The organism is Kitasatospora dryopteridis (assembly GCF_050749075.1).
Taxonomy (GTDB): Bacteria; Actinomycetota; Actinomycetes; order Streptomycetales; family Streptomycetaceae; genus Kitasatospora.
Genome location: NZ_CP192749.1, coordinates 4427699 through 4451805, shown reverse-complemented (window position 1 = coordinate 4451805; position 24107 = coordinate 4427699). Strand labels below are relative to the sequence as shown.

The following is a 24107-nucleotide window of genomic DNA, read 5'->3' as shown; positions in this document are numbered from 1 at the left end:
CCCATCCGGTCATGGGCCCAGCGTCCCACGGAGGAGTGAACGGCGGGGGGAATGCCGCGAGGGCGGCCTCCCCGTGGTGGGGAGACCGCCCTCGCGGAGCGTTCCGGGCTGCTGATCCTCGGGAGGATCAGAAGTCCATGTCACCGCCCGGCATGCCGCCGCCGGCGGCCGCGGAGGCCTTCTCCGGCTTGTCGGCGATGACGGCCTCGGTGGTGAGGAAGAGCGCCGCGATGGAGGCGGCGTTCTGCAGCGCGGAACGGGTGACCTTGGCCGGGTCGATGATGCCCGCGGCGATGAGGTCGACGTACTCGTTGCTGGCGGCGTTCAGGCCGTGGCCGGCGGGGAGGTTGCGCACCTTCTCCACCACGACGCCGCCCTCGAGGCCGGCGTTGGTCGCGATCTGCTTGATCGGGGCCTCGAGCGCCACGCGGACGATGTTGGCACCGGTGGCCTCGTCGCCCTCCAGCTCCAGCTTGTCGAACGCGACACCGGCCTGCAGCAGGGCGACGCCACCACCGGCGACGATGCCCTCCTCGACGGCGGCCTTGGCGTTGCGGACGGCGTCCTCGATGCGGTGCTTGCGCTCCTTGAGCTCCACCTCGGTGGCCGCGCCGGCCTTGATGACGGCCACGCCGCCGGCCAGCTTGGCGAGGCGCTCCTGGAGCTTCTCGCGGTCGTAGTCCGAGTCGCTGTTCTCGATCTCGGCGCGGATCTGGTTCACGCGGCCGGCGACCTGCTCGCTGTCGCCGCCACCGTCGACGATGGTGGTCTCGTCCTTGGTGATGACCACCTTGCGGGCGGTGCCCAGCAGGTCGAGGCCCGCGTTCTCCAGCTTGAGGCCGACCTCCTCGGAGATGACGGTGCCGCCGGTGAGGATGGCGATGTCGCCGAGCATGGCCTTGCGGCGGTCGCCGAAGCCCGGGGCCTTGACGGCGACGGACTTGAAGGTGCCGCGGATCTTGTTCACGACCAGGGTCGACAGGGCCTCGCCCTCGACGTCCTCGGCGATGATGACGAGCGGCTTGCCGCTCTGCATGACCTTCTCGAGCAGCGGGAGGAGGTCCTTGACCGAGGAGATCTTGGAGTTGGCGATGAGGATGTACGGGTCCTCGAAGCTGGTCTCCATGCGCTCCAGGTCGGTGGCGAAGTACGCGGAGATGTAGCCCTTGTCGAAGCGCATGCCCTCGGTGAGCTCGAGCTCCAGGCCGAAGGTGTTGCTCTCCTCGACGGTGATGACGCCTTCCTTGCCGACCTTGTCCATGGCCTCGGCGATGAGCTCGCCGATCTGGGTGTCGGCGGCGGAGATGGAGGCGGTGGAGGCGATCTGCTCCTTGGTCTCCACGTCCTTGGCCTGGGCGAGCAGCTGGTCGGAGACGGCCGAGACGGCCTTCTCGATACCGCGCTTCAGGGCCATCGGGTTGGCGCCGGCGGCGACGTTGCGCAGACCCTCGCGGACGAGCGCCTGGGCGAGCACGGTGGCGGTGGTGGTGCCGTCACCCGCGACGTCGTCGGTCTTCTTGGCGACCTCCTTGACGAGCTCCGCGCCGATCTTCTCGTACGGGTCCTCGAGCTCGATCTCCTTGGCGATGGAGACACCGTCGTTGGTGATCGTGGGGGCGCCCCACTTCTTCTCAAGGACGACGTTGCGGCCCTTGGGGCCGAGCGTGACCTTGACGGCGTCGGCAAGCTGGTTCATACCGCGCTCAAGGCCGCGGCGAGCTTCCTCATCAAAAGCGATGATCTTGGCCATCTGAAGTGGTCCTCCGGGACACGGTCGACTGCTCGGACCAGAGGTGCCCGCGACGGACGGCCCTGTGAGCGGGGGTCCTTTCCCCTACCGCTCGCCGGGGCCTCACCGACCCGGTCCGCTTGTCACTCTCATGCTGTGAGTGCTAACGCCAATGATTAGCACTCACAGGTGGCGAGTGCAAGCCCGATCGCCGTGTCCCCGCGGACCGGCCGTACCGGTTCCGGACACGACGCAGGCCCGTACGACGTGTCGTACGGGCCTGTCGCGAAGAAACCGCCGACCAGCTCGTGACGAGCCGAGGGCTCCGCAGGTTTCGAAGGTCAGCCCGCGGCGGCACGAACCATGTCCGCCTGCGGCCCCTTCTGCCCCTGGGAGATCTCGAACTCGACCCGCTGGCCCTCTTCGAGGGTGCGGTAGCCGTCCATCTGGATCGCGCTGTAGTGGACGAACACGTCCGCACCACCGTCGACCGCGATGAAGCCGTAGCCCTTCTCCGCGTTGAACCACTTGACGGTGCCCTGAGCCATTCCGAACTCCCCTTGTGCTGTGCTGGCCATTCACGGGTCCGCAGTCTTTGCGGGCCCAGGTCCGGTGGGCCTGCCCGAGGGAACCCCCCCTGGGCGCAGCCCTGCACGCCGCAGACCACCGCCCGCGGCCCTTCAACGGGTCCGGCGGACGGGTGAATGCGTCGACCGCGGCTGAATGTATCCGGACAGGAGCCCTGTGCAACAGGGCCAACTTCATGGAAATCCCGGGCCATGACAAGGGATATGACGGGATGAAAGCGGCGGATCTCGGCAATTCACGCCGGACATAACGGGCAGAAAACGACATATTGCCGTATGAATTCTGACACTTGCCTGACAGGTTCGTCCCCGTGCCGTCCGTGCCCCGTCTCAGCGGGCGGACGTGGCCGTCGATCGGCCCCTGAGCGCTGCGCACACGATCCGACCGGTCGGCCGGGCTGCGGAATTCCGGGTATTGCGGCTGATCAGGGCGGGCGGCGCGGAGGGGAGCACTGCCACGGCCGAACTCTACTCCCCGTCAGGCGGTGGTATTTCCACCCGGCACGGCGAGAGCCGCCGCCGGGACCGGAAAATCGGGTTCCGGTCCCGGCGGCGGCTCTCCGCTTCCCGTCTCGGACGGGCCGTCAGCAGCCGCCGGCCACCGCGGGGATGATCGACACCGAGGCGCCGTCCTTGACCGCGGTCTCCAGGCCGTCGGCGAAGCGCACGTCGTCGTCGTTCACGTAGACGTTGACGAAGCGGCGGAGCTTGCCGGCGTCGTCCAGGATGCGGGCGGAGATGCCGGTGTGGTTCTGCTCCAGGTCCGCGATGACCGCGGCCAGGGTGTCGCCCTCGGCGGTCACCTCGGCGGAGCCGCCGGTGTAGGTGCGCAGGATGGTCGGGATGCGGACGGTGGCGCTCATGCGGTGCTCCTTGCGGACGGGGGTGGGCTGCTTAGACGAGGCCGGCGGCGCGGAAGGACTCCAGCGTCGGGCGGATGGTGGCGGTCAGACCGGCGTCGGCGACCGCGTCGAGGGTCTTCAGGCCGTCGCCGGTGTTGATCGCGACGGTCTCCTTCGACGGGTCCAGCTGCCCGGTCTCGACCAGCTTCTTGAGGACGCCGACGGTCACGCCGCCCGCGGTCTCGGCGAAGATGCCCTCGGTGCGCGCCAGCAGCTTGATGGCGGCCACCACCTCGGCGTCGGTGACGTCCTCGACGGCACCACCGGTACGGCGAGCGATGTCCAGCACGTACGGGCCGTCGGCCGGGTTGCCGATCGCCAGCGACTTGGCGATGGTCTGCGGCTTGACCGGGCGGATCACGTCGTGGCCGGCCTTGAAGGCGGCGGAGACCGGGGAGCAGCCCTCGGCCTGGGCGCCGAAGATCCTGTAGGGGCGGTCCTCGACCAGGCCGAGCTTGATCAGCTCCTGCAGGCCCTTGTCGATCTTGGTGAGCTGGGAGCCCGACGCGATCGGGATCACGATCTGCTCCGGCAGCCGCCAGCCGAGCTGCTCGCAGATCTCGAAGGCCAGCGTCTTGGAGCCCTCGCCGTAGTACGGGCGGAGGTTGACGTTGACGAAGCCCCAGCCCTCGCCGGCCGGGTCGCCGATCAGCTCGGAGCAGAAGCGGTTCACGTCGTCGTAGTTGCCGTCGATGCCGACCAGGGCGCCTCCGTACACACCGGCCATGACGATCTTGCCCTGCTCCAGGTCGTGCGGGATGAACACGCAGGACTTGAATCCGGCCCGGGCCGCGGCCGCGCCGACCGCGCCGGCCAGGTTGCCGGTGGAGGAGCAGGAGAGCGTGGTGAAGTCGAAGGCGCGGGCGGCCTCGATGGCGCAGGCCACCACCCGGTCCTTGAAGGAGTGCGTGGGGTTGCCCGAGTCGTCCTTGACGTGCAGCTGGGCGGTGAAACCGAGCTCGCGGCCGAGGTTGTCGGCCTTCACCAGCGGGGTCCAGCCGGGGTTCAGGTTGGGCTTGCCGGCCACGTCCGCGGGCACCGGCAGCAGCGGGGCGTAGCGCCAGATGCTGGCCGGGCCGGCCTCGATCCGCTTGCGGAGCTCCGCGGCGTCGTAGCCGGAGTAGTCGTAGGCGATCTCCAGCGGGCCGAAGCACTCGAGACAGGCGAAGCTCGGGCCGAGCGGGAAGCGGGTGCCGCACTCGCGACAGGAAAGCGCTGCGGCCGGACCGAGATCGACGGCGGCAACGGGTGCAGGGGTAGCGGTAGCCATGGTGGCGGAGGCCTCTCTCCTCATCTTCCCCGTGACGCGGTTGCGCCACAGGCCGGAATTGGCACCTGTCCCGCGGGCCTGCGACCGCCGCGCGAGAAGGTTGCCGGGACGTCAACGGGCCGTTCCCTCAGTCCCTCTGGATGAGCTCTGTGAAGTTGTGTGTCGTGCGCTGCGGCGACCCCGGCGTGCGAAGGCTCGATCGCAGTACGAAGACTGTATCCGAAGGCCCGGGCGCCGAGAGGTTGCGTCCGATCCGCGAGATGGAAGTTGCGAGGAGCGAGACCGTGACCGAGTTGCCCCGTCCCGACGTCCTCCCGGAGGTGGCGTCCTGGCTGCGTCGCCGCTCCTGGACGGCGGCCGACCGCCCCCTGGAGCGGCTGCTCGCCGCCAAGCGGGCGGCGGGCCGGGCCGGCACCGTCAGCGTCGTCCTGCCCGCACTCGACGAGGAACCGACCGTCGGGGAGATCGTCGCCACCGTCCGCGAGGAGCTGATGGAGCGCCACCCCCTGGTCGACGAACTGGTGGTGGTCGACTCCGGCTCGGTCGACCGGACCGCCGAGACCGCCCGCGCGGCCGGCGCCCGCGTGGTGCACAGGGACGACGTACTCCCCCGGCTCGCGGCGGCCCCCGGCAAGGGCGAGGTGCTCTGGCGCTCGCTGCTGGTGACCACCGGCGAGATCGTCTGCTTCGTCGACGCCGACCTGCGGGAGTTCGACCCGGCCTTCGTCTCCGGCATCGTCGGCCCGCTCCTCACCGACCCCGGGATCCAGCTGGTCAAGGCGATGTACGACCGTCCGCTGGAGACCGAGGGGGCGGTGGTGCCGGCCGGCGGCGGACGGGTAACCGAGCTGGTCGCCCGGCCGCTGCTCAACCTGCACTGGCCGCAGCTGGCCGGCTTCGTCCAGCCGCTCGGCGGCGAGTACGCGGCGCGCCGTTCGCTGCTGGAGCGGCTGCCCTTCCCGACCGGGTACGGGGTGGAACTCGGCCTGCTGGTGGACGCCCTGGAGGAGGTCGGCCTGGACGCGCTGGCCCAGGTCGACGTCGGGGTGCGGCACCACCGCCACCAGGACGGCCAGGCGCTCGGGCGAATGGCCGCCACGATCTACCGCACCGCCCTGGAGCGGCTCGACCGCGCCCACCGGCTGAAGGCCGGCGAGGACCTCGTCCACCCGCTGCTCACCCAGTTCAGCCGGGACCCGGGCACCCGCGGCTTCACCGCGCACACCCACGAGGTCACCGCCCTGGAACGCCCGCCGATGCGGACCGTCCCCGAGTACCGGGACCGCTGAGCGCAGCCCGCGCAGGACTTCGAATGGTTTGCCGCGGCGGTCCCGCGGCAAGCTAGGGGATATGGCCGATCTCGCGTTCGAACGTACGCAGCAGTCCGGCGCCGCCCCCGTCCTGGTGGCCTCGAACCGCGGCCCGGTGTCCTTCAGCAGCGGGGACGACGGCACGCTCACCCTGAAGAGAGGCGGTGGCGGCCTGGTCTCCGGGCTGTCCGCGATCGACGACCCCTCGGCGGTCTGGGTCTGCGCCGCCCTCGGCGACGCCGACCGGACGGCCGCCCGGCAGGCCCCGGACGGACGGCTCGACCTCGCCGGCCACGACGTGGGCGGACAGGCCGTCCGGATGCTGGACATCGAGCCCGGCACCTTCGCCCGCGCCTACAACGGCATCGCCAACTCCACCCTGTGGTTCGTCCACCACCTGCTGTACGACACCCCGGTCTCCCCGGTCTTCGACGACCGGTTCCGCCGCGAGTGGGAGTCCTACACCGCGTACAACACCGCCTTCGCCGAGGCGCTGGCCGCCGAGGCCGCCCCGGGCGCCGCCGTGCTGGTGCAGGACTACCACCTGTCGCTCGCCCCGGCACTGCTCCGCGCACTCCGCCCCGACCTGCGGATCGGACACTTCTCGCACACGCCGTGGGCGCCGCCCGAGTACTACCGGCTGCTGCCCGACGACGTCGCCGCCGAGGTGCTCACCGGCATCCTGGGCGCCGACCGGGCCGGCTTCCTCACCGAGCGCTGGGCGCTCGCCTTCGCCGACTGCTGCGAGAAGGTGCTCGGCGCCGAGGTGGACCGCGCCGCCCGCACCGTCACCCACGCCGGGCGCACCACACGGCTCGGCGTGCACGGGCTCGGCGCCGACGCCGACTTCCTGCGCGAGCGCGCGCACCGGCCGGACGTCGACGCCCGGCTGGCCGCGCTCCGCGAGTCGGTCGGCGACCGCAGGACCATCGTGCGGGTCGACCGCACCGAGCTCAGCAAGAACATCGTCCGCGGCCTGCTCGCCTACCGGCACCTGCTGCGCAGCCGGCCCGAGTGGCTGGACCGGGTGGTGCACATCGCCTTCGCCTACCCGTCCCGGCACGACCTGCCGGAGTACCGCGAGTACACGGCGGCCGTGCAACGGATCGCCCACGAGATCAACGACGAGTTCGCCACACCCTCCTGGCAGCCGCTGATCCTGCACGTCAACGACGACTTCCCGCGCTCGCTGGCCGCCTACCGACTGGCCGACGTCGCCCTGGTCAACCCGATCCGGGACGGCATGAACCTGGTCGCCAAGGAGATCCCGGTGGTCTCCGACGCGGGCTGCGCCCTGGTCCTCTCCCGGGAGGCCGGCGCCTTCGCGGAGCTCGCCGACGACTCGATCACCGTCAACCCGTACGACGTGATCGCCACCGCGGACGCCCTGCACCAGGCCCTCACCATGCCCGCGGGCGAGCGCACCGACCGCACCAAGCGGCTCGCCGCCGCAGCCACCGCACTGCCCCCGCAGCAGTGGTTCCTGGAGCAGCTGAACGCCCTCGGCTGAGGGCCTGACCGCTCAGGGGCGTACGGCCGCCCGCATCCGGATTGCGCAGCTCCCGCGCCCCTGAGTGGTCACCCGTGCGCCTTCGAAGGCACGCCTCAGCGCCGCGAGCCCAGTTCCCCGGCGAGGGCGGACAACAGGTCCACCAGGCCGGCCGGGCCCTGGACCACCAGGTCCGCCCGGTCGGCCAGTTCGCGCACCGGCGCCTCGCCGGTGGTCGGGCCGCTGCACACCAGCAGCCCCGGCGACCCCTCGCCGCGCCGCTTCTCGACCGCCGCGTAGGCGGCCAGGTCGCCCAGGTCGTCGCCGGCGTAGAGGACGGTCCGGGCGGACCGCTCGGCAAGGAAGGCCTCCAGCGCGGCGCCCTTGTCGACGCCCGGCGGCCGCAGCTCCAGCACGAACCGGCCGGGCTCCACGACCAGCCCGTGCTCGGCGGCGAACGCGGCCAGCGGGGCGCGCAGCCGGTCCATCGCGGGCTGCGGATCCGCGGTGCGGCGGGTGTGCACGGCGAGCGCCCGGCCCTTGTCCTCCGTCCAGGTGCCCTCGGGGGCGGCCTCGCGGGCCAGCACCCCGGGGAGGGCGGCCCGGGCGGCCGCGACGCCGGCCGGCGGCTCGGGGGCGGTCAGCTCCCCGGAGTGCGCGTCCCAGCGCTCGGCGCCGTACTGGCCGAGGACGGTGAGGTGCTCCAGACCGGGGACGCCGGCGAAGCCCCCGTACGCGACGGCGTCGGCGGCCGGCCGGCCGGTGACCACGACCACCGCCGCGACCTGCGGGGCCAGTGCGGACAGCACGGCCGCGGCCTCCGGGTGGGCCCGGGCCGCGGTCGGGTCGGCCACGATCGGGGCCAGGGTGCCGTCGAAGTCGAGTGCCACCACGGCCTCGCCGGGAGCGGCCAGCAGGGCGGCGAGGCCGTCCCGCCCGGCGGCCGTGCTCGGTGTGAACTGCTCAGGAATGCCCATGTCCGGGACGGTACCCAGGCGCGGGCGCCGGACACCGTCAGCGCGCGGCGCGCCTGCGCTCGCGGACCCGCCGCAGCCGGTTGACCAGCACCGGATCGGCGGCCAGCGCCTCCGGCCGGTCCAGCAGGGCGTTGAGCAGCTGGTAGTAGCGGGTGGCCGAGATGTCGAGCTCCTCGCGGATCGCCCGCTCCTTGGCACCCGCGGTGCGCCAGGGCCTGGCCTCCAGGGCGAGCACCGCGCGCTCCCGCTCGGTCAGTTCCGCCATCGTCCGCCTCCTCTTACGAGGTGTCATTCTGCCCGGCCGGTGCGACACACTCTGCCCGCCCCGCCCGGATGCCCGGCGCCGCTAGCGTCGGAGCCATGACCTTCGCACTGCACGTCCCCGACGCCGAGCTCGAGCCCGAGCCGCTCGACCCCGACCAGATCGTCTCCGGCACGCCCGAGGTGACCGGGAAGGTGCTGTGGACCTCGCCGGACGGGCGGCAGCTGCGCGGCCTGTGGCAGATCACGCCGGGGGTGGTGACCGACACCGAGGCGGACGAGCTGTTCGTGGTGGTGAGCGGCCGGGCCACCGTCGAGGTCGAGGGCGGCCCGACCCTGGAGGTCGGCCCCGGCGACGCAGCCGTCCTGCGCGCCGGCGACCGCACCACCTGGACGGTCCACGAGACCCTCCGCAAGGCCTACGCGATCACGCTGCCCTGAGCTGCCCCGCCCCGAGGCGAGCAGGCGAGTAATCAGCGCCTTGCGCGCCCTGCCTCGGCTGCGGCAGCGGCCTGGAGTTCTGCCAGGGCGTCGTCGCCGTCGCGCTTCACCGCCGCGCCGATCTGCTGCTTGACCAGCCCGCTGACCTTGTCCCAGGAGGGGTCGCCGTAGGGGTAGAAGTTGGCGGTCGGCAGGGCGTTGAGGAACTCGGTGAGGTCGCGGTGGCGGCCGCTGCCGGTCATGTCGGCGCGGGTCTCCTGGGTGACCGGGAGCAGGTTGTACTGCTCGTCGAAGGAGAGCTGGTTGTCCTTCTGGTAGAGGTGGCCGAGGAACTTCTTGATCTCGGCGCGGTGCCCGTTGGCCTTGAAGGCCATCATCCAGTCGGCGACGCCGAAGGTGGCCGGCTTCACCGAGGCGTCCTTGCGCGGGATCGCCGCCGTACCGTAGTCGATCTTCGCGCCGACGGCCTTGGCGATCAGGCCGGGGTGGCCGTTGAGCATCGCGACCTTGCCGCTGGCGAAGTCGTTGAAGGCGGTCTTGCGGTCGGTGGCGGCCGGGTCGGCGTAGGTGAGGTGCTTGTCGACCAGGTTGCCGCGCAGCCAGGCGAAGGTGGCCCGGTTCTGCGGGGAGTCGAAGGTGTAGTTGCCGGCGTTGTCGGCGAGGCCGCCGCCCCCGCCCATGGCCCAGATCATCGATTCGGCCTGGGCCTCCTCGGGGCCGAGCGGCAGCCCGTACGGGATCACCCCGGGCACCTTGGCCTTGATCTGTTCGGCGTCGCGGCGCAGCTCGTCCCAGGTGGTGGGCGGGGCGGTGATGCCGGCCTTGGCGAAGATCGCCTTGTTGTAGAAGAACACCCGGGTGGAGGCGACGAACGGGATGCCGTACTGGCTGCCGAGCACCTGGCCGGCCCGGGCGAAGGCGTCGATCATGCCGGCCTGGGTGTCGATGGAGAGCACGTCGGTGGCGGGGTAGAGCCGGCCGGCGGCGACCTGGTCGGCGAAGCCGCCGGTCTGCACGAGGTCGGGGACGTGGCCCTCGGCGATCAGCGAGGCGACCCGCTTGTCGATGTCGTTCCAGCTCTGCAGGTCGACCTGGACCTTGATCCCGGGGTTGGCCGCCTCGAAGCCGCGGACGACCTCGTCCCAGAAGCGCGAGGTGCTGTTGGCCTCGCTGTCGCCGTAGTCCGCGGCGACCAGGCGGAGCGTGACGTCGCCGCCGCCGTCGCCGCCGTCGAACGTGCCGCAGCCGGTGGCCAGCACCAGGGCGAGCGCGGGCAGGAGGGCGCGACAGGCGCGGAGCGGATTGGTGCGGGTGAGGGTGTTCACGCGGGTACCGCCTTAGGGAGGGGAAGCTGCGCCACCCTCCCAAGCCCTCGCAGGTGTGGTCCAGACCTGTTCGCGCGGTAGTTATCGAAGTGTCAGATGTCGTTGCACCGGATGCAATCGGAACCGGGCGAATCCGGACAGTCCGGAACCGTGTTCAGACGGTGACCACCTGGACGCCGGCCTCCGTGAACGCCCGCGTCAGACCGGCGTCGGCGCCGGAGTCGGTGACCAGGGTGTCGATCGCCTCCAGGCCGCAGATCCGGGCGAAGGCGCGGCGGCCGAGCTTGGAGGAGTCGGCGGCGACCACCACGCGCTTCGCCCGCTCGGCGAGCAGCCGGTTCACCCCGGCCTCGCCCTCGTGGTGGGCGGTGGCGCCGTGCTCGACGTCGATCGCGTCCACGCCCAGCACGGTGACGTCCAGGGCGAGTTCGGCCAGCATCAGCCCGGCGAGCGGGCCGATCAGCTCGTAGGACTGCGGGCGGGCGACGCCTCCGGTGACCACGATCTTCACCTGCGGACGGACCGTCAGTTCATTGGCGATGTTGAGGGCGTTGGTGACCACGGTGAGGCCCTGGCCGGCGCCGCCCTCGGGGCGCTCGGTGAGTTCGGGCCGGACGGCGAGCGCCCGGGCGACCTCGGTGGTGGTGGTGCCGCCGTTGAGTCCGACCACCTCGCCGGGGGCGACCAGGCCGGCCACCGCGGCGCCGATCCGCTGCTTGGCGTCGGCGTGCCGGGCGGTCTTGTAGCGCAGCGGCAGGTCGTAGGAGACGTGGTGGGCGACCGCGCCGCCCCGGGTGCGGGTGACCATCTGCTGGCGGGCCAGCTGGTCGAGGTCGCGGCGGATGGTCGCGGCGGAGACCTGGAGCTCCTCGGCGGCCTCGTCGACCTCCAGTCGGCCGTGCTCCGCCAGCAGTTCCAGCAGTGCGTTCCACCGCTCGTACCTGGACACCCCGCGCCGCCCTCCTGACCAGATCCGGCCGCTGCGCGCATGTGCGCGAAGCCTGCACAGCTTTGCACACCGCTTGCGCGGCGCGCCCGGCCGGGCGCAGGCCCGCGCCACGCCCGCCCTTCGCACCGTTGCGCATTGATGCGCGAAAGAGCTATAAATCAATCATCTTCACGCAGTTCCGGGTCACGAGTCCGAGGAGCCGCTCCATGCCCCAGCCATCCCTCACCGCCGAGGAGCTGGCCACCCAGCCCGCCGACTGGCGCACGGCGTCGGCGCTGGCCGCCGAGTCGGCCGACCGCCTCCCGCAGCGCGGGGAGCGCGTGGCCGTGGTCGGCTGCGGCACGTCCTGGTTCATGGCGCAGGCGTACGCCGCGCTGCGGGAGTCCGGCGGGCACGGCGAGACGGACGCCTTCGCCGCCTCCGAGTTCCCGCACGGCCGCCGGTACGACCGGGTGCTGGCGATCACCCGCTCCGGCACCACCACCGAGGTGCTGGAGCTGCTCGGGCGCACCAAGGCGCCCACCACCGCGATCACCGCGGACCCCTCGCAGCCGGTCACCGGCGCCGCCGACGCGGTGCTCGACCTCGGCTTCGCGGACGAGCGCTCGGTGGTGCAGACCCGCTTCGCCACCACCGCCCTCGCCCTGCTCCGGGCCCACCTGGAGTCGGAGGGAGCCCTGCCCGCCGGGGCGCGCACGGTCGCCCGGGCCGCCGAGGACGGGCTGGAGGCGGTGGCCGACCCGCTCCCGGAGGGGCTGGTCGGCTGCGAGCAGTTCTCGTTCCTCGGCACCGGCTGGACGGCCGGCCTCGCCCAGGAGGCCGCGCTCAAGATGCGCGAGGCCTCGCTCTCCTGGACGGAGGCCTACCCGGCGATGGAGTACCGGCACGGGCCGATCAGCATCGCCGCGCCGGGCCGCGCGGTCTGGGTCTTCGGCGACCTTCCGGAGGGCCTGGCCGGCCAGATCGCGGCGACCGGCGCGCTGCTGGTGGCCGGTTCGGGCGCGGACGGCATCGACCCGATGGCCGACCTCGTCAGGGCGCAGCGCCTGGCGCTGGCGGTCGCCGCAGCCCGCGGCTTGGACCCGGACCGGCCGCGGAATCTGACCCGGTCGGTGGTACTCGCCCCGGACGGGGCATGAGAAAGGAGGCGGGGCGGGAAGGAGCAAACCTCTCAGCTGCGGCGCAATGGCGACAAACGTCACCGACATGGACCAGACCAATCACGCAACTGGACTAGACCTCTCGGACCGGCTCAAGGGAGACTGTCCCCCGTGAAGCACGTCATCGCACTCGATGTGGGCGGCACCGGCATGAAGGCCGCGCTGCTCGCCCAGGACGGCTCCGTACTGCTCGAAGCACGGAGGCCGACCGGGCGGGAGCACGGCACGGACGCCGTCGTCGCCGCCATCCTCGACTTCGCCGCCGACCTGGCGGACGAGGGCCGAACCCGTCTCGGGAGCGCTCCCCTCGCCGCCGGCGTCGCCGTGCCGGGGACGATCGACGAGAAGAACGGGATCGCGGTCTTCTCCGCCAACCTCGGCTGGCGCGACCTGCCGATGCGCAAGCTGCTCGGCGAGCGCCTCGGCGGCCTGCCGGTCGCCCTCGGCCACGACGTCCGCTCCGGCGGGCTGGCCGAGGGGCGGATCGGCGCCGGCCGCGGCGTCGACCGGTTCCTGTTCGTCGCGCTGGGCACCGGCATCGCCGGCGCCATCGGCATCGGCGGACGGATCGAGGCGGGAGCGCACGGCTACGGCGGCGAGATCGGCCACATCGTGGTCCGGCCCGGCGGCCCGGCCTGCGGCTGCGGCGCCCGCGGCTGCCTGGAGACCCTGGCCTCGGCCTCCGCCGTCTCCCGGGCCTGGGCCGGGGCCAGCGGCGACCCGGAGGCGGACGCGGCTGCCTGCGCGGCCGCGGTCGAGGCCGGTGACCCGCGCGCGGTCGAGGTCTGGCGGACGGCGGTCGAGGCCCTCGCGGACGGCATCGTGACGGCCCAGAGCCTGCTGGACCCGTCCACGGTGATCGTCGGCGGCGGGCTGGCCGAGGCCGGCGACACGCTCTTCACACCGCTGCGTGCGGCGGTCTCCGAGCGGCTGACCTTCCAGATGCCGCCCAAGGTCGTCCCGGCCGAACTCCGAGACACCGCCGCTTCCCTGGGCGCGGGCCTGCTCGCCTGGGACCTGCTCTCCACGGAGGTGACCGCGTGACCGCGGACCGCATTGCACTGGCCGGAGCCCGACTCGTCCTGCCGGGCGGCGTCGTCGAGAACGGCCGGCTCACCGTCGAGGGGTCGCGGATCGCGGCCCTCGGCGGCGAGCGCGAGCCCGCCGACCTCGATCTCACCGGGTGCACGGTCGTCCCCGGCTTCGTCGACCTGCACGTGCACGGCGGCGGCGGCGCCTCGTACGCCTCCGGCGACGCCGAGCAGGCGCTGGTCGCGGCACGCACCCACCTGGCACACGGCACCACCACGACGATCGCCTCCACCGTCACCGGCGAGATCGACGAGGTGTGCCGGCAGGCGGCCGTCCTCTCCGAGCTGGTCGAGGACGGCGTGCTGGCCGGCGTGCACTTCGAGGGCCCGTTCATCTCGCCGGGCCGCTGCGGCGCGCACGACCCCGCCCTGCTGCGCGACCCCGACCCGGCGGTCGTCCGCAAGGTGGTGGACGCCGCCCGCGGCACCGCGCGGATGGTCACCCTCGCCCCCGAGCTCCCGGGCGGCCTGGACTCCGTCCGGATGCTGGCCGACCTCGGCGTGATCGCGGCCGTCGGCCACACCGACTCCGACTACGCCAAGACCCTGGAGGCGATCGAGGCCGGCGCGACCGTCGCCACCCACCTGTTCAACGCGATGCCGGCCATAGGCCACCGCGCCCCCGGCCCGATCGTCGCCCTGCTGGAGGACGAGCGGGTCACCGTCGAGCTGATCAACGACGGCGTCCACCTGCACCCCTCGGTGCTGGACCTCGCCTACGGCACCGCCGGCTCCGGCCGGGTCGCGCTGATCACCGACGCCATGGGCGCGGCCGGCATGGGCGACGGCCTCTACCCGCTCGGACCCCTGGCGGTCCGGGTCGAGGGCGGCGTGGCCCGGCTGGTCGAGGGCGGCTCCATCGCGGGCTCCACCCTCACCCTCGACGTGGCGTTCAAGCGCTCCGTCACCGTCAACGGACTGAGCCTCGGTCAGGCCGTCGAGTCCCTGTCCACCGTTCCGGCCCGGCTGCTCGGCCTGGCGGACACCGTCGGGTCGCTGGAGACCGGCAAGAACGCCGACCTGGTCGTCCTCGACTCCCTCACGTACGACCTCGTCGCGGTGATGCGCCGCGGCGAGTGGATCACCGGCGCCGACCGCCTCTCCCAGGCCCTCCCGGTCTGATCCCCGCGTCCCACCGGGGTGAGTGGCGGTACTGCGTCCCGCCACTCACCCTCAGGGGGACACCCATGCCTCTCGCCGCCACCGCCGACCTGCTCGCCGCCGCGGCGGCCGCCCGCCGCGGTCTGCCCGCCTTCAACGTGATCACCCTGGAGCACGCCGAGGCGATCGCGGCCGGCGCGGAGACCGCCGGCACCGCCGCCGTGCTGCAGATCAGCCAGAACGCGGTCCGCTACCACGGCGGCCGGCTGCTGCCGCTGGCCCGCGCCTGCGCCGAGGTCGCAGCCGCCGCCCGCGTCCCGCTCTCGCTCCACCTCGACCACGTCGAGGACACCGACCTGCTGCACGCCGCACCGGCGGCCGGCTTCTCCTCGGCGATGTACGACGCCTCCCGGCTGCCGCACGACGACAACGTCAAGTCGACCGCGCAGGCCGCCGCCTGGGCGCACCGGCACGGGCTGCACCTGGAGGCGGAGCTCGGCCGGGTGGGCGGCAAGGACGGCGAGCCGCCGCTCTCCCCGCACGCCCCCGGCGCCCGCACCGATCCGGACGAAGCGGCCCGGTACGTCGCGGACACCGGTGTGGACGCGCTCGCCGTCGCCGTCGGCAGCTCGCACGCGATGACCGCCCGCACCGCCGAACTGGACCACGGCCTGATCGCCCGGCTGGCCGCCGCAGTGCCCGTTCCGCTGGTCCTGCACGGCAGTTCGGGGGTGCCGGACGGCCAGCTCGCGGACGGCATCGCGGCCGGACTGGTCAAGGTGAACATCGGCACGGCGCTCAACACCGCCTTCACCCCGGCCGTCCGCCGTCACCTGGCCGCGGACGCCCGGGTCACCGACCCGCGGCGCTACCTCGCCGAGGGGCGCGCGGCGATGGCCGCCGCGGTCGCCCGGCTCGCCGCCGTCGTCAGCTCTTCGGGTAGTCGCTGACCGACATCGGGGTCAGCGCGACCTGGTCGAGCAGAATGCTGCCGCTGCCGGCCGGGAGGGTCACCGTCAGGGTGTTCGTCCCGGCCACCAGCTGCGGCCATATGTTGGTGCTGTACCAGGCGCGGTCCGCGTCCGTGCTGCCCTTGGAGTAGTTCTTGAAGGTCACCCCGCCGGGGTGCTCCTTGCCGTTGACGGTCACCTGGGCCGGCGTGTCGGAGCCGGTGTTGTTGAAGTGCAGCCAGAACTTGGTCTGCCCGGCCTGCTCGGCCGTCACCGTCCAGGTCACCGTCGACCCGCCCTGCAGCGTCAGGTAGCTGCCGTCGGCGGAGATCGCGCCCTTCACGGTGCTCGCCGACGGGGCGTTCTGGGCCTGCAGCTTGGCGGCGTCGGCGACCGGCTTGCCGTCCGGCGTCGGGCTCGCCGACGCGGAGGGCGAGGCGGGCGCGCCGGTCGAGGCCTTCGCGGAGGCGCTCGGGTTCGGCGCGGCCTTGTCCTTCTTCCCCGGGTCGCCGGTGGACAGCGCGATGCCCGCACCGATCGCCACCGCGGCGATCACGGCCACGGCACCGATCACGGCGCCCTTGCCGCGGCCCGAGCTCGGGCGGTCCTCGCCCGGCTGCGGACGGGAGCGCTCGGCGTAGCGGCTCTGCTGCGGCGGCAGCGGTGTCGTCGGGCTGGTGGTCTGCTGGCCGTACGAGGGCTGCGCCGGGTGGGCCTGCTGGGGGCGGGGGGCGGCCTGCTGGCCGTACTGCGCGCGGCCGACCTCCATCGGGCGGCTGTACGAGCTGCGCGGCTGGCTGGGCGCGGCGGAGCCGTCGGCAGGGCGGTAGAGATAGGCGAACGGGTCGTCGTCGCCCGCGCCCTCGGGCGCGCCGTTGCTGCCGTCCGTGGTCACGGTGCTCACTCCCCGGGCAGATGATGGACGCTCGTACCGGGGAACCCTACCTGCAGGGCCCTGCCGCAGGGAAAGCCGATCAACAGCGCGACTACCCGGCGCGACGGTGGGAACGCTCCCCCCTCGCTCCCCTCACGGAACCTCCACGCGCCCGCTTCTCGTCGTACATCCGCTCGTCGGCGGCGTGCAGCACCTCCTCGGTGGACATGCCGCAACCCGCCCAGCCGATGCCGAGGCTGACGCCCACCCGCATCGCGCGGTTGTCGATCCGCATCGGCGGGATGATCGCGTTGCGCAGCCGCCCGGCGAGGTCCTTCGCCTCCTCGCGGCCGATGCCGTCCGCGAGCACCACGAACTCGTCACCGCCGAGCCGGGCCACCGTGTCACCCTCCCGGACGGCCTGCTGGAGCCGGCGGGCCACCTCGATGAGCACCGCGTCGCCCGCGTTGTGGCCGAACCGGTCGTTGATGGACTTGAAACCGTCCAGGTCGCAGAAGAGCACCGCCAGGCCCTTGTCGGAGACGGCCGGCATCCGGTGCGCGCCGTTCCACGGCTCGGCGCCCTCGGGCTGCTCGGCGGGCACCACGGTGTGCACGTGCGCCGGGCCGTGGTCGAAGCGCCCCAGCACCTCCCCGGCCGCGAAGGCCTCCAGGTCGCGGTCGAGGGCGCTGCCGGGCGCGCCGTACCCGTGCGCCAGCGGCGTCGGCGCACCCATGCCGTCGAAGGCGCTGTGCGCGCTGTAGGAGAGCCCGGAGGAGGCTAGCGCGGCACCGTGCTCGGCCGCACTCGGCGCCACGCTGCACAGCCGGCGGCCCAGCCTGGCCTTGAGTTCCGAGCCGTTCGGCAGCCCGGTCAGCGCGTCGTGGCTGGCCCGGTGCGCCAGCTGCAGCTCGTGCCGCTTGCGGTCCTCGATGTCCTCGACGTGCGTGAGCAGGAAGCTCGGGCCCTCGGCGGCGTCCGCCACCACCGAGTTGCGCAGGCAGACCCACTGGTAGCCGCCGTCCCGCCGGGAGAGCCGCAGCTCCGCCCGGCCGCCCTCGGCGCTGGTGCGCTGCAGCAGGGCGAGGTCCTCCGGGTGCACCAGATCGGCGAAGCTCTGCTGGCGCAGCGTCGCCCGCGGTCGGCCCAGCAGGCGGCACAGCGCGTCGTTGACCCTGGTCAGCTGGCCCCGCCCGACGCCGTGCAGCTCGGTGATCGCCATCCCGCTCGGTGCGTACTCGAAGGCCTGGCGGAAGCTCTCCTCGCTGGCCCGCAGCGCCTGCTGCTCCTTCTCCAGCCGGGCCAGCGCCCGTTGCATCTCGGCGCGCAGCCGGGCGTTGCCGATCGCGATGGACGCCTGCAGGGAGAACATCTCCAGCGCCTCGCGGGTCCACGCGCCGGGCCGCTTGCCGCTGCGCGGCCGGTCCACCGAGAGCACGCCGAGCAGGTCGCCGCCGGCGCTGTACATGGGGGCGAAGAGGAAGTCGCGGGGGTGCCAGTCGTTGGCGTAGACGGGCAGCGGGCCGTCGCCCGTCCAGGTCGGCACGTCGGTGCCGATCGCCCAGCCCCGGTCGTACGGCAGGAAGCGCAGCGTGCCCCAGTGGTCGCTGACGCTGAGCATCCGGTCCCAGGAGTCGCGGGAGCCGACCTGGCCGAGCAGCACCGCCGGGCCGCCCACCCCGCTCTCCTCGACCTCCCAGACCGCCGCCACCACCAGGTCGCCGTCGGGGCGGACGAGGCTCACCGCGGCCGCGTCGAACCCGAGCCCGTGCACGGCGCCCTCCACCACGGCCTGCAGGGTGCCGGCCAGGCTGCGGGCAGCGTTGAGGTCCGCCACGACCCGGTGCAAGGTGCGGAGGGTCGCGAGGCGGACATAGGGCTCCGACTCGGCTTCCATGCGGGGGCTCCCCGGCTGCTTCGGATTGGCGGTGATGGTTATCGTCCGATTGCCAGAAGAACTGAATCACAGCGAGCACAGCGATAGGCACGCTCGGTCAGCAATAGGCCATCACTTGTGACTCAAATCACACCGCCTGCCCGTGCCCTCACCTCGGTGAACGACGGGAAATCCGGATGAATCGGGACATCTTCCCGCGTCGCTTCCGCCTCACCGGCCCACGGTCCTACGACCAGGGCCCGATTCCGCTCCACAGGGCCGCGGACTACCGTGCGGTACGTGCACACCTCCTCGCAACCCTCCCACGCCCGCACGGCCGGCCCCGACGAGTTCCGGTCCGCCCTCTCCCAGCTCGCCTCCGGGGTCGCCCTGGTGACGGCGAACGACCCCGAGGACGGCGAGGACGCGGGCATGACGGCGACCTCGTTCCTCTCGGTGTCGCTGGAGCCGCCGCTGGTGCTCATCTCGGTCCGCGAGGACTCCCGGATGGACGACGTGCTCACCCGCGCCGAGACCTGGGCGGTCTCCCTCCTCACCGAGGAGCAGCGCACCGCGGCCTCGCGGTTCGCCATGAAGGGCCGGCTCAGCGACCGGCTGCTGTTCGCCGACACCCCGCACCGGCGGGGCGAGCACAGCGGCGCACCGCTGATCGACGGCGCCCTCGCCACCGTGGAGTGCCGCACCGAACAGCGCGTCCCCGCCGGGGACCACACCCTCGTCATCGGTCGCGTCCTGGAGGCCCGGGTGCAGGAACCCGGCGGACGGCCGCTGCTGTACTTCCGCGGCGACTACCGCCGGCTCGCCTGACACCGCCCCCGGACGGACGGCCCGTCGGGCCGACGGTCCGTCAGTCTGCGCCGCGGACGCGGCCCCTGCCCTGCTTCAGCTGGGCGCGGTGCCGCTTGTTCTCCAGACGGCGCTCGACCATGCCGCGGGTCGGCCGGGTCGCCCGGCGCACCTTCGGCGGCGGAGCGGTGGCCTCCCCCAGCAGGGAGGCGAGGCGGGCCGCGGCCACCTCCCGGTTGCGCCACTGCGAGCGGTGCTCGGACGCCCGGACGACCAGCACCCGGCCGTCCACCAGACGGTTGGCCAGGCGCTCCAGGGCACGCTCCTTCCACACCGGGGGCAGCGCGGCCGACCCCGCCAGGTCGTAGCGCAGCTCGACCTGGGTGTCGGAGGTGTTGACGTGCTGGCCACCGGGGCCGGAAGAACGCGAGAAGCGCCAGACGAGCTCGGCGTCGGGGACGACCACCGACCCCCGTACGCGGATGGGCTCGGACATACCCCCATCATCCCGCCCCACCCCACCCCGGGTCACCCGGTTATCGCCCCGGCCCACCAGGGCACCGGGCCGGGCACTCGGGGGCGCGGGCGCCCCTGCGGGCAGAGCCCGTGCCCGTGCGGGTCGCCCCGGCCGGTGGCGGAGAATGGGGGCGTGATCGAGCTCGGGTATTCCCTGTCCAACCGCTTTCCCGACCCGCCGCAGACCGACTACCGGGAGGCCCCCGTCCGCAGCCTGCGCCACGACCTGTTCTGCGGCGACGTCTACCTGGAGACGGACGGCGAGGCGGTGGAGACCCGCTGGGGCTGGGTGCCGGTGCTGGACTTCGCGTGGGCGCTGTGCGACGTCGTCGAGCAGCTCGACCGCGACCCGCAGGGCAGCCGTGCCGCCACCGTGCAGACCGCCGACCTCGACTTCACCCAGAACACCGAGCTGCTGCGCTTCGCCCGCCGCTTCGGCTGGGTGGAGATCACCGCCACCTGGCTGCGGGACGCCGAGCCGATCGTGGTCCGCCACGCGGACCTCCGCCGCGAGGCGCGGGACTTCCTGCAGGACGTGCTGGCCGATCTGACGGACCTGCACGAGGGCCTCGGCGACAATCCGAACATCTGGACGGTGCAGGGCCGTTTCCCCAGGATCTGACACCGGAGCCGCCCCGCGGCACGCCGCAGCGCGACGGTTCGTACGAGAAATTCGCTCCGGCCTGGAACCATGGCCCCCGCGACCAGCGTTCTTCCGAACAAAAGCGACCGAAGGGACACACACACCATGCCCGTGAGCCTCTCCAAGGGTGGCAACGTCTCGCTGACCAAGGAGGCCCCCGGTCTGAGCGCCGTCACCGTCGGCCTCGGCTGGGACGTCCGCACCACCACCGGCGCGGAGTTCGACCTCGACGCCAGCGCGATCGTGCTGAACAACGACGGCAAGGTGTACTCCGACCGTCACTTCGTCTTCTTCAACAACACCGCCACCCCGGACAACACGGTCGTCCACACCGGCGACAACCGGACGGGCGAGGGCGCCGGCGACGACGAGCAGATCAACGTGAACCTGGCCGCCCTGCCGGCCGACGTCACCCGGATCACCTTCCCGGTCTCCATCTACGACGCGGTCAGCCGCGGCCAGAGCTTCGGCCAGGTCCGCAACGCGTACATCCGCGTGCTCAACGCGGCCGGCGGCGCCGAGATCGCCCGCTACGACCTGTCCGAGGACGCCGCCACCGAGACCGCCATGATCTTCGGCGAGCTCTACCGCAGCGGCGCCGAGTGGAAGTTCCGCGCCATCGGCCAGGGCTACGCCTCCGGCCTGGTCGGCATCGCCCAGGACTTCGGCGTCAACGTCTGACGGTCTGCTCCGACGGGCCGTCAACGGCCCGCGCACCACGAACGGGCGATGCCCGGGACTCCTGCGGGAGTCCCGGGCATCGCCCGTTCGACGTCTGCCGGCACCCCGTCAGGAGCGGCCCGCCCGCAGCTCGGGAAGCTGCAGCATCTCGGTGTCCTCGTGCGGGGTCAGGTCGACCACCTCGGGCCGGCCGTGCTCGGTCTGCTCGGCGGGTTCGGACTGCAGCGGGGCGGGGGCGGGCTCGACCGGCCGCGCGGCGCTGTCGGCCGGGGCGGCGTAGCGGACGCTCTCCGCCAGCGCCTCGTCGCCCACCACGTCCGCCAGGTCGCCCACCGCGGGCGCCGGGGCGGCGGCCCGCAGCGCGGCGGCGGTGGCCGGGCGGCCGAAGAAGCTGAAACCCATGCGCCCGACGGGCCGGGGCCGGACGGCCGGGACGACGGTGCCTGCGGCCTGCGTCCGCAGGACGGGCGCCGAGGACACCGGCTGCGGCCCGGTGGCGGGCTCCTGGGCGGACGGCGCGGCGGGGACGGCCTGCGGCCGGGCGACCGGCACCGGCTGCGGCATCCGCGGGCGGAGCTCCAGCTGGGCCCGCGCCTCGCCCTCGCGGCGGCGCTCCTCGGCCTCCGCACCACGGCGCTCCAGGTGGCGCAGCGCGGCTGCGGCGCGGACGTACGCGGCCGGGGTGACGGGGTGCTCGGGGCGGGCGGCGTCGAGTGCGCGCTGGGCCGCCTCGGCCTCGCGCATCGCCTGCTCGGCGACCATGACGGCGCGTTCGCGCAGCAGCCGGGCGATCTCGGTCTCGGCCTTGGCCAGGCGCGACTTCTCCGCCGTCAGCCGGCGCCCGAAGCGGGTGGCCCGCTCCTCGGCGACCTCTGCGGCGTACTCGGCCTCGGCGAGCTGTTCCTCGAAACGCTCCTCCAGGCGCAGCCGCCTGGTCGCGGCGAGCTGCAGCGCGGCGCGGGCCGCGCGGTCGCGCTGGCGCAGCAGGAGGCCCAGGCCGACGGCCGCCACCACGGCGGCGACACCGACGGAACGCGCCACCACCGGATCGGGCGTGGCCACCAGTGCGGCCACCGCGGCGAGTACGAGAACGCCGGTGGCGACGGGAGGCACGGAACGGCCGAGGACGGAGGAATGACGGTGGCGTCCACGAGACATGCCAAGAAACTAGCGTGCGAATCGGGGCCCTGTCAGCCTCGCCACTCATTCGGCTCTTGACAGCCCGTCGGAAATACCCGGCGCTTCCGGGGCGTCACGGCCCGTTACCATGGCGGGCGTCCGACCGACCGTCAGAGCGAGGCGCCCGTGTCCCCCGGTTTCCGTGTGCACCCAGGCGAGTTGACCGCCGCCGGGCAGGCCGCCCGGCAGACCGCCGAACAGCTGCGCGGCGACGCCAGGGCGGTGCTCGGCCCGGCCGACGCGGCCGCCGCCGCACTCCCCGGCTGGCGCACCGCCGAGGCGCTGCGCGCCTGCACCGACGCCTGGCACCGGGTGCTGGAGCGGCTGGCCGACGACCTCGGCACGATCGGCACGGACCTCGGGCGGACGGCCGACGGGTACACCGCCACCGAGGAGGCCGTCCGGCGCAGCCTCACCCCGGCGGGCTGAGGTGGACGCCCCCGCCCTCGCCGCGGCCCGCCCGGCCGAACTGCTGACCGCCGCCGAGGCGTACGGCGCCCTGGCCGCCGCCCTGGACCGGCACCACGTCGCCTGGGCCCGGCGCACGGCGGACCGGGTGCGCGGTTCCGGCTGGCAGGGCCGGGCCGCCGACCTCGCCGGGGCCGCGGCGGACCGGGCCGCGGGTCGGCTGCAGGCCGCCTGGATGGAGCTGACGCTCGTCCAGGAGACGCTGCGCCAGGCCGCGGAGGCGTTCCGGGTCGCCCAGGCGGCACAGCAGGGCGGCGGCCCCGAGGGCGGGGTCGCACAGGCCGAGCGGGCCGACGCGGCCGTCGCCGAGCGGCTGGACGCGCTGGCCGCGGCGGCCCGGGCGGGCGGGCTCACCCCGGCCGCGGCGATGGCCGGGATGGTCCGGCTGTCCGACCCCCGGGAGCCGCTGAACGCCCGGCTGCGGGCCCTGCTGCCGCCGCTCGGCGCGAGCCCGGCACAGGTCGCCGCCTGGTGGCGCGGCCTGCCGCCCGGCGCGCGGGCGGCCCTGACCGAGGGCCGGCCCGAACTGGTCGGCGCCCTGGACGGGTTGCCGGCCCGCGACCGCGACCGCGCCAACCGGCTGCAGCTGGCCCGGCTGCTGGAGCACCCGGACACGCTGTCCGGCCCGCTGCGGGAGGGCCTGCGGGCGGTCGCGCAGAAGCTGGCCGCCGGCGACCCGGCGGGCGGCGACGTCCTGCTGCTCGCCCTCGGCGCCGAGGGGCAGGGCCGGGCCGTGCTGTCCTACGGGGACCCGGACACCGCGGACGACGTCGCGGTGTACGTGCCGGGCTTCGGCACCGGGCTGGCGAACGCGGGCGGCGGGGACGCCGACCGGGCGGAGCGCATCCGCACTGCCGCCGAGCGCTGCGGCACCGGGCGGACGGCCGCCGCGATGGTCTGGCTCGGCTACGACGCCCCGCCCAACGAGGGGCTGAGCCTGCGCTCGGCGCAGGTCGCGGGGGACGCCAGGGCCAGGGCCGGCGCGGAGGACCTGAACCGCTTCCTGGGCGGGCTGCGGGCCGCCCGCCCGGAGGAGCCCGCGCATGTCACGGCGGTCGGCCACAGCTACGGCTCGCTGGTGGTCGGGCTCGCGGCGCGGCAGGACGGCGCCGGCGTGGACGACGTGGTCCTGGTCGGCAGCCCGGGTGCCGGGGTGGAACGGGCCGACCAGCTCAGGGTGGGCAGCGGCCACGTGTACGTCGGGGTGGCCGACCACGACCCGGTGGGCCGGCTGCCGGACGGTGCGGACGTGGCCGGCGGGATGCTGCTGGGCGGGCTGCCGGTGGCGGTGGCCCGGCAGGCCTCGGGGCCGGACGAGCTGTGGTTCGGCCGCGACCCGGCGGACGCGGGCTTCGGCGCGCACCGCTTCGAGGTGGCCCCCGGCGACCGCGGGAACGCCTTCGCCAGCCACTCCGCCTACTTCGACACGGCGGCGGACGGCCCGTCGGCCTCCCTGGCGAACATCGGCCGGGTGGTCGCCGGCCGCGGCGCGGAGACCACCCCCGCCCCGCCCCGCTGAGC

Annotated in this window: 24 protein-coding genes and 1 riboswitch; of the genes, 12 read left to right on the top strand and 12 right to left on the bottom strand. The window is 73.7% G+C overall.

Annotation, left to right across the window (positions count from 1 at the left end):
* Window positions 1–127 precede the first annotated feature (127 nt).
* The 4 genes from groL to thrC all read right to left on the bottom strand — a co-directional run bounded on the left by groL (window position 128) and on the right by thrC (window position 4488).
* Window positions 128–1750, bottom strand: coding sequence for a chaperonin GroEL (gene groL, locus ACQ614_RS20340; RefSeq protein WP_263104107.1), 1623 nt, complete (start codon window positions 1748–1750; stop codon window positions 128–130).
* A 320-nt stretch (window positions 1751–2070) separates the two neighbouring features.
* The gene (locus tag ACQ614_RS20335; protein WP_030235075.1) at window positions 2071–2277 is read right to left on the bottom strand and encodes a cold-shock protein; all 207 of its coding nucleotides are present in this window, start codon (window positions 2275–2277) and stop codon (window positions 2071–2073) included.
* Between the two features lie 623 nt (window positions 2278–2900).
* Complete coding sequence (locus tag ACQ614_RS20330; protein ID WP_363488653.1) at window positions 2901–3179, bottom strand: ubiquitin-like small modifier protein 1; 279 nt, start codon at window positions 3177–3179, stop codon at window positions 2901–2903.
* A gap of 31 nt (window positions 3180–3210) precedes the next feature.
* Window positions 3211–4488, bottom strand: coding sequence for a threonine synthase (gene thrC / locus ACQ614_RS20325; protein WP_431679928.1), 1278 nt, complete (start codon window positions 4486–4488; stop codon window positions 3211–3213).
* Window positions 4489–4505: 17 nt separating this feature from the next.
* A riboswitch (SAM riboswitch) is annotated at window positions 4506–4635 on the bottom strand.
* Window positions 4636–4772: 137 nt separating this feature from the next.
* Between thrC and ACQ614_RS20320 the strand changes: the two genes are divergently transcribed.
* Together ACQ614_RS20320 and ACQ614_RS20315 are read left to right on the top strand one after the other, a co-directional pair.
* Window positions 4773–5777, top strand: a complete 1005-nt coding sequence (locus tag ACQ614_RS20320) for a glucosyl-3-phosphoglycerate synthase (protein ID WP_431679927.1) — start codon at window positions 4773–4775, stop codon at window positions 5775–5777.
* A gap of 61 nt (window positions 5778–5838) precedes the next feature.
* Window positions 5839–7308: an alpha,alpha-trehalose-phosphate synthase (UDP-forming) gene (locus tag ACQ614_RS20315; protein ID WP_431679926.1), complete on the top strand. Its 1470-nt coding sequence runs from the start codon at window positions 5839–5841 to the stop codon at window positions 7306–7308.
* Window positions 7309–7403: 95 nt separating this feature from the next.
* Here the strand turns inward: ACQ614_RS20315 and otsB are convergent, their stop codons facing one another.
* Both otsB and ACQ614_RS20305 read right to left on the bottom strand, forming a co-directional pair.
* Window positions 7404–8264 (bottom strand): trehalose-phosphatase, encoded by an 861-nt coding sequence (otsB, locus tag ACQ614_RS20310; RefSeq protein WP_431679925.1) that lies wholly within the window; start codon window positions 8262–8264, stop codon window positions 7404–7406.
* A 37-nt stretch (window positions 8265–8301) separates the two neighbouring features.
* Window positions 8302–8529, bottom strand: coding sequence for a DUF3263 domain-containing protein (locus ACQ614_RS20305; RefSeq protein ID WP_363488643.1), 228 nt, complete (start codon window positions 8527–8529; stop codon window positions 8302–8304).
* Window positions 8530–8624: 95 nt separating this feature from the next.
* Between ACQ614_RS20305 and ACQ614_RS20300 the strand changes: the two genes are divergently transcribed.
* Window positions 8625–8966: a cupin domain-containing protein gene (locus ACQ614_RS20300; protein WP_431679924.1), complete on the top strand. Its 342-nt coding sequence runs from the start codon at window positions 8625–8627 to the stop codon at window positions 8964–8966.
* 32 nt (window positions 8967–8998) lie between these two features.
* Here ACQ614_RS20300 and ACQ614_RS20295 read toward each other — a convergent pair whose 3' ends face one another.
* Both ACQ614_RS20295 and ACQ614_RS20290 read right to left on the bottom strand, forming a co-directional pair.
* A complete protein-coding gene (locus tag ACQ614_RS20295) occupies window positions 8999–10291 on the bottom strand; it encodes an extracellular solute-binding protein (protein WP_431679923.1) in 1293 nt (430 codons plus the stop codon).
* Window positions 10292–10445: 154 nt separating this feature from the next.
* Window positions 10446–11240 (bottom strand): DeoR/GlpR family DNA-binding transcription regulator, encoded by a 795-nt coding sequence (locus ACQ614_RS20290; protein WP_431679922.1) that lies wholly within the window; start codon window positions 11238–11240, stop codon window positions 10446–10448.
* 206 nt (window positions 11241–11446) lie between these two features.
* Here ACQ614_RS20290 and ACQ614_RS20285 point away from each other — a divergent pair, with 206 nt between their 5' ends.
* From ACQ614_RS20285 to ACQ614_RS20270, 4 genes are all read left to right on the top strand, one after another.
* Window positions 11447–12379, top strand: coding sequence for an SIS domain-containing protein (locus ACQ614_RS20285; RefSeq protein WP_431679921.1), 933 nt, complete (start codon window positions 11447–11449; stop codon window positions 12377–12379).
* Between the two features lie 132 nt (window positions 12380–12511).
* Window positions 12512–13444, top strand: a complete 933-nt coding sequence (locus ACQ614_RS20280) for an ROK family protein (RefSeq protein ID WP_431679920.1) — start codon at window positions 12512–12514, stop codon at window positions 13442–13444.
* The gene (gene nagA / locus ACQ614_RS20275; RefSeq protein ID WP_431679919.1) at window positions 13441–14613 is read left to right on the top strand and encodes an N-acetylglucosamine-6-phosphate deacetylase; all 1173 of its coding nucleotides are present in this window, start codon (window positions 13441–13443) and stop codon (window positions 14611–14613) included. Before ACQ614_RS20280 ends, nagA begins: the two co-directional genes overlap by 4 nt.
* A gap of 65 nt (window positions 14614–14678) precedes the next feature.
* Window positions 14679–15542, top strand: coding sequence for a class II fructose-bisphosphate aldolase (locus ACQ614_RS20270; protein ID WP_363488629.1), 864 nt, complete (start codon window positions 14679–14681; stop codon window positions 15540–15542).
* On the opposite strand, the gene ACQ614_RS20265 is transcribed toward ACQ614_RS20270, so the two are convergent.
* Entirely contained in the window at window positions 15520–16437 is a 918-nt protein-coding gene (locus ACQ614_RS20265) for a hypothetical protein (protein WP_431679918.1), read from the bottom strand. The genes ACQ614_RS20270 and ACQ614_RS20265 overlap by 23 nt on opposite strands.
* Window positions 16438–16528: 91 nt before the next feature.
* Complete coding sequence (locus ACQ614_RS20260; protein WP_431679917.1) at window positions 16529–18313, bottom strand: diguanylate cyclase domain-containing protein; 1785 nt, start codon at window positions 18311–18313, stop codon at window positions 16529–16531.
* Between the two features lie 279 nt (window positions 18314–18592).
* Between ACQ614_RS20260 and ACQ614_RS20255 the strand changes: the two genes are divergently transcribed.
* On the top strand, window positions 18593–19120 hold the full coding sequence (locus tag ACQ614_RS20255; RefSeq protein ID WP_431679916.1) for a flavin reductase family protein: 528 nt from the start codon (window positions 18593–18595) through the stop codon (window positions 19118–19120).
* A 40-nt stretch (window positions 19121–19160) separates the two neighbouring features.
* Here the strand turns inward: ACQ614_RS20255 and arfB are convergent, their stop codons facing one another.
* Window positions 19161–19595, bottom strand: a complete 435-nt coding sequence (gene arfB, locus ACQ614_RS20250) for an alternative ribosome rescue aminoacyl-tRNA hydrolase ArfB (RefSeq protein WP_431679915.1) — start codon at window positions 19593–19595, stop codon at window positions 19161–19163.
* Window positions 19596–19748: 153 nt separating this feature from the next.
* Here arfB and ACQ614_RS20245 point away from each other — a divergent pair, with 153 nt between their 5' ends.
* Window positions 19749–20237: a hypothetical protein gene (locus ACQ614_RS20245; protein ID WP_431679914.1), complete on the top strand. Its 489-nt coding sequence runs from the start codon at window positions 19749–19751 to the stop codon at window positions 20235–20237.
* A 126-nt stretch (window positions 20238–20363) separates the two neighbouring features.
* The gene (locus ACQ614_RS20240; protein WP_431679913.1) at window positions 20364–20939 is read left to right on the top strand and encodes a TerD family protein; all 576 of its coding nucleotides are present in this window, start codon (window positions 20364–20366) and stop codon (window positions 20937–20939) included.
* Window positions 20940–21047: 108 nt separating this feature from the next.
* Here the strand turns inward: ACQ614_RS20240 and ACQ614_RS20235 are convergent, their stop codons facing one another.
* Entirely contained in the window at window positions 21048–22097 is a 1050-nt protein-coding gene (locus tag ACQ614_RS20235) for a hypothetical protein (protein ID WP_431679912.1), read from the bottom strand.
* Window positions 22098–22277: 180 nt separating this feature from the next.
* Here ACQ614_RS20235 and ACQ614_RS20230 point away from each other — a divergent pair, with 180 nt between their 5' ends.
* Window positions 22278–22547 (top strand): hypothetical protein, encoded by a 270-nt coding sequence (locus tag ACQ614_RS20230; protein WP_431679911.1) that lies wholly within the window; start codon window positions 22278–22280, stop codon window positions 22545–22547.
* Window position 22548: 1 nt separating this feature from the next.
* Window positions 22549–24105, top strand: coding sequence for an alpha/beta hydrolase (locus ACQ614_RS20225; RefSeq protein WP_431679910.1), 1557 nt, complete (start codon window positions 22549–22551; stop codon window positions 24103–24105).
* The last annotated feature ends 2 nt before the right edge of the window (window positions 24106–24107 follow it).

Excerpts from the sequence above, each read along its gene's own strand:
- arfB (WP_431679915.1), bottom strand. The coding sequence starts at position 19,595 with ATGTCCGAGCCCATCCGCGTACGGGGGTCGGTGGTCGTCCCCGACGCC.
- ACQ614_RS20330 (WP_363488653.1), bottom strand. The coding sequence starts at position 3,179 with ATGAGCGCCACCGTCCGCATCCCGACCATCCTGCGCACCTACACCGGC.
- ACQ614_RS20285 (WP_431679921.1), top strand. The coding sequence starts at position 11,447 with ATGCCCCAGCCATCCCTCACCGCCGAGGAGCTGGCCACCCAGCCCGCC.
- thrC (WP_431679928.1), bottom strand. The coding sequence starts at position 4,488 with ATGGCTACCGCTACCCCTGCACCCGTTGCCGCCGTCGATCTCGGTCCG.
- ACQ614_RS20260 (WP_431679917.1), bottom strand. The coding sequence starts at position 18,313 with ATGGAAGCCGAGTCGGAGCCCTATGTCCGCCTCGCGACCCTCCGCACC.
- groL (WP_263104107.1), bottom strand. The coding sequence starts at position 1,750 with ATGGCCAAGATCATCGCTTTTGATGAGGAAGCTCGCCGCGGCCTTGAG.
- ACQ614_RS20235 (WP_431679912.1), bottom strand. The coding sequence starts at position 22,097 with ATGTCTCGTGGACGCCACCGTCATTCCTCCGTCCTCGGCCGTTCCGTG.
- ACQ614_RS20300 (WP_431679924.1), top strand. The coding sequence starts at position 8,625 with ATGACCTTCGCACTGCACGTCCCCGACGCCGAGCTCGAGCCCGAGCCG.
- ACQ614_RS20315 (WP_431679926.1), top strand. The coding sequence starts at position 5,839 with ATGGCCGATCTCGCGTTCGAACGTACGCAGCAGTCCGGCGCCGCCCCC.
- ACQ614_RS20240 (WP_431679913.1), top strand. The coding sequence starts at position 20,364 with ATGCCCGTGAGCCTCTCCAAGGGTGGCAACGTCTCGCTGACCAAGGAG.
- ACQ614_RS20270 (WP_363488629.1), top strand. The coding sequence starts at position 14,679 with ATGCCTCTCGCCGCCACCGCCGACCTGCTCGCCGCCGCGGCGGCCGCC.
- ACQ614_RS20305 (WP_363488643.1), bottom strand. The coding sequence starts at position 8,529 with ATGGCGGAACTGACCGAGCGGGAGCGCGCGGTGCTCGCCCTGGAGGCC.
- otsB (WP_431679925.1), bottom strand. The coding sequence starts at position 8,264 with ATGGGCATTCCTGAGCAGTTCACACCGAGCACGGCCGCCGGGCGGGAC.
- ACQ614_RS20335 (WP_030235075.1), bottom strand. The coding sequence starts at position 2,277 with ATGGCTCAGGGCACCGTCAAGTGGTTCAACGCGGAGAAGGGCTACGGC.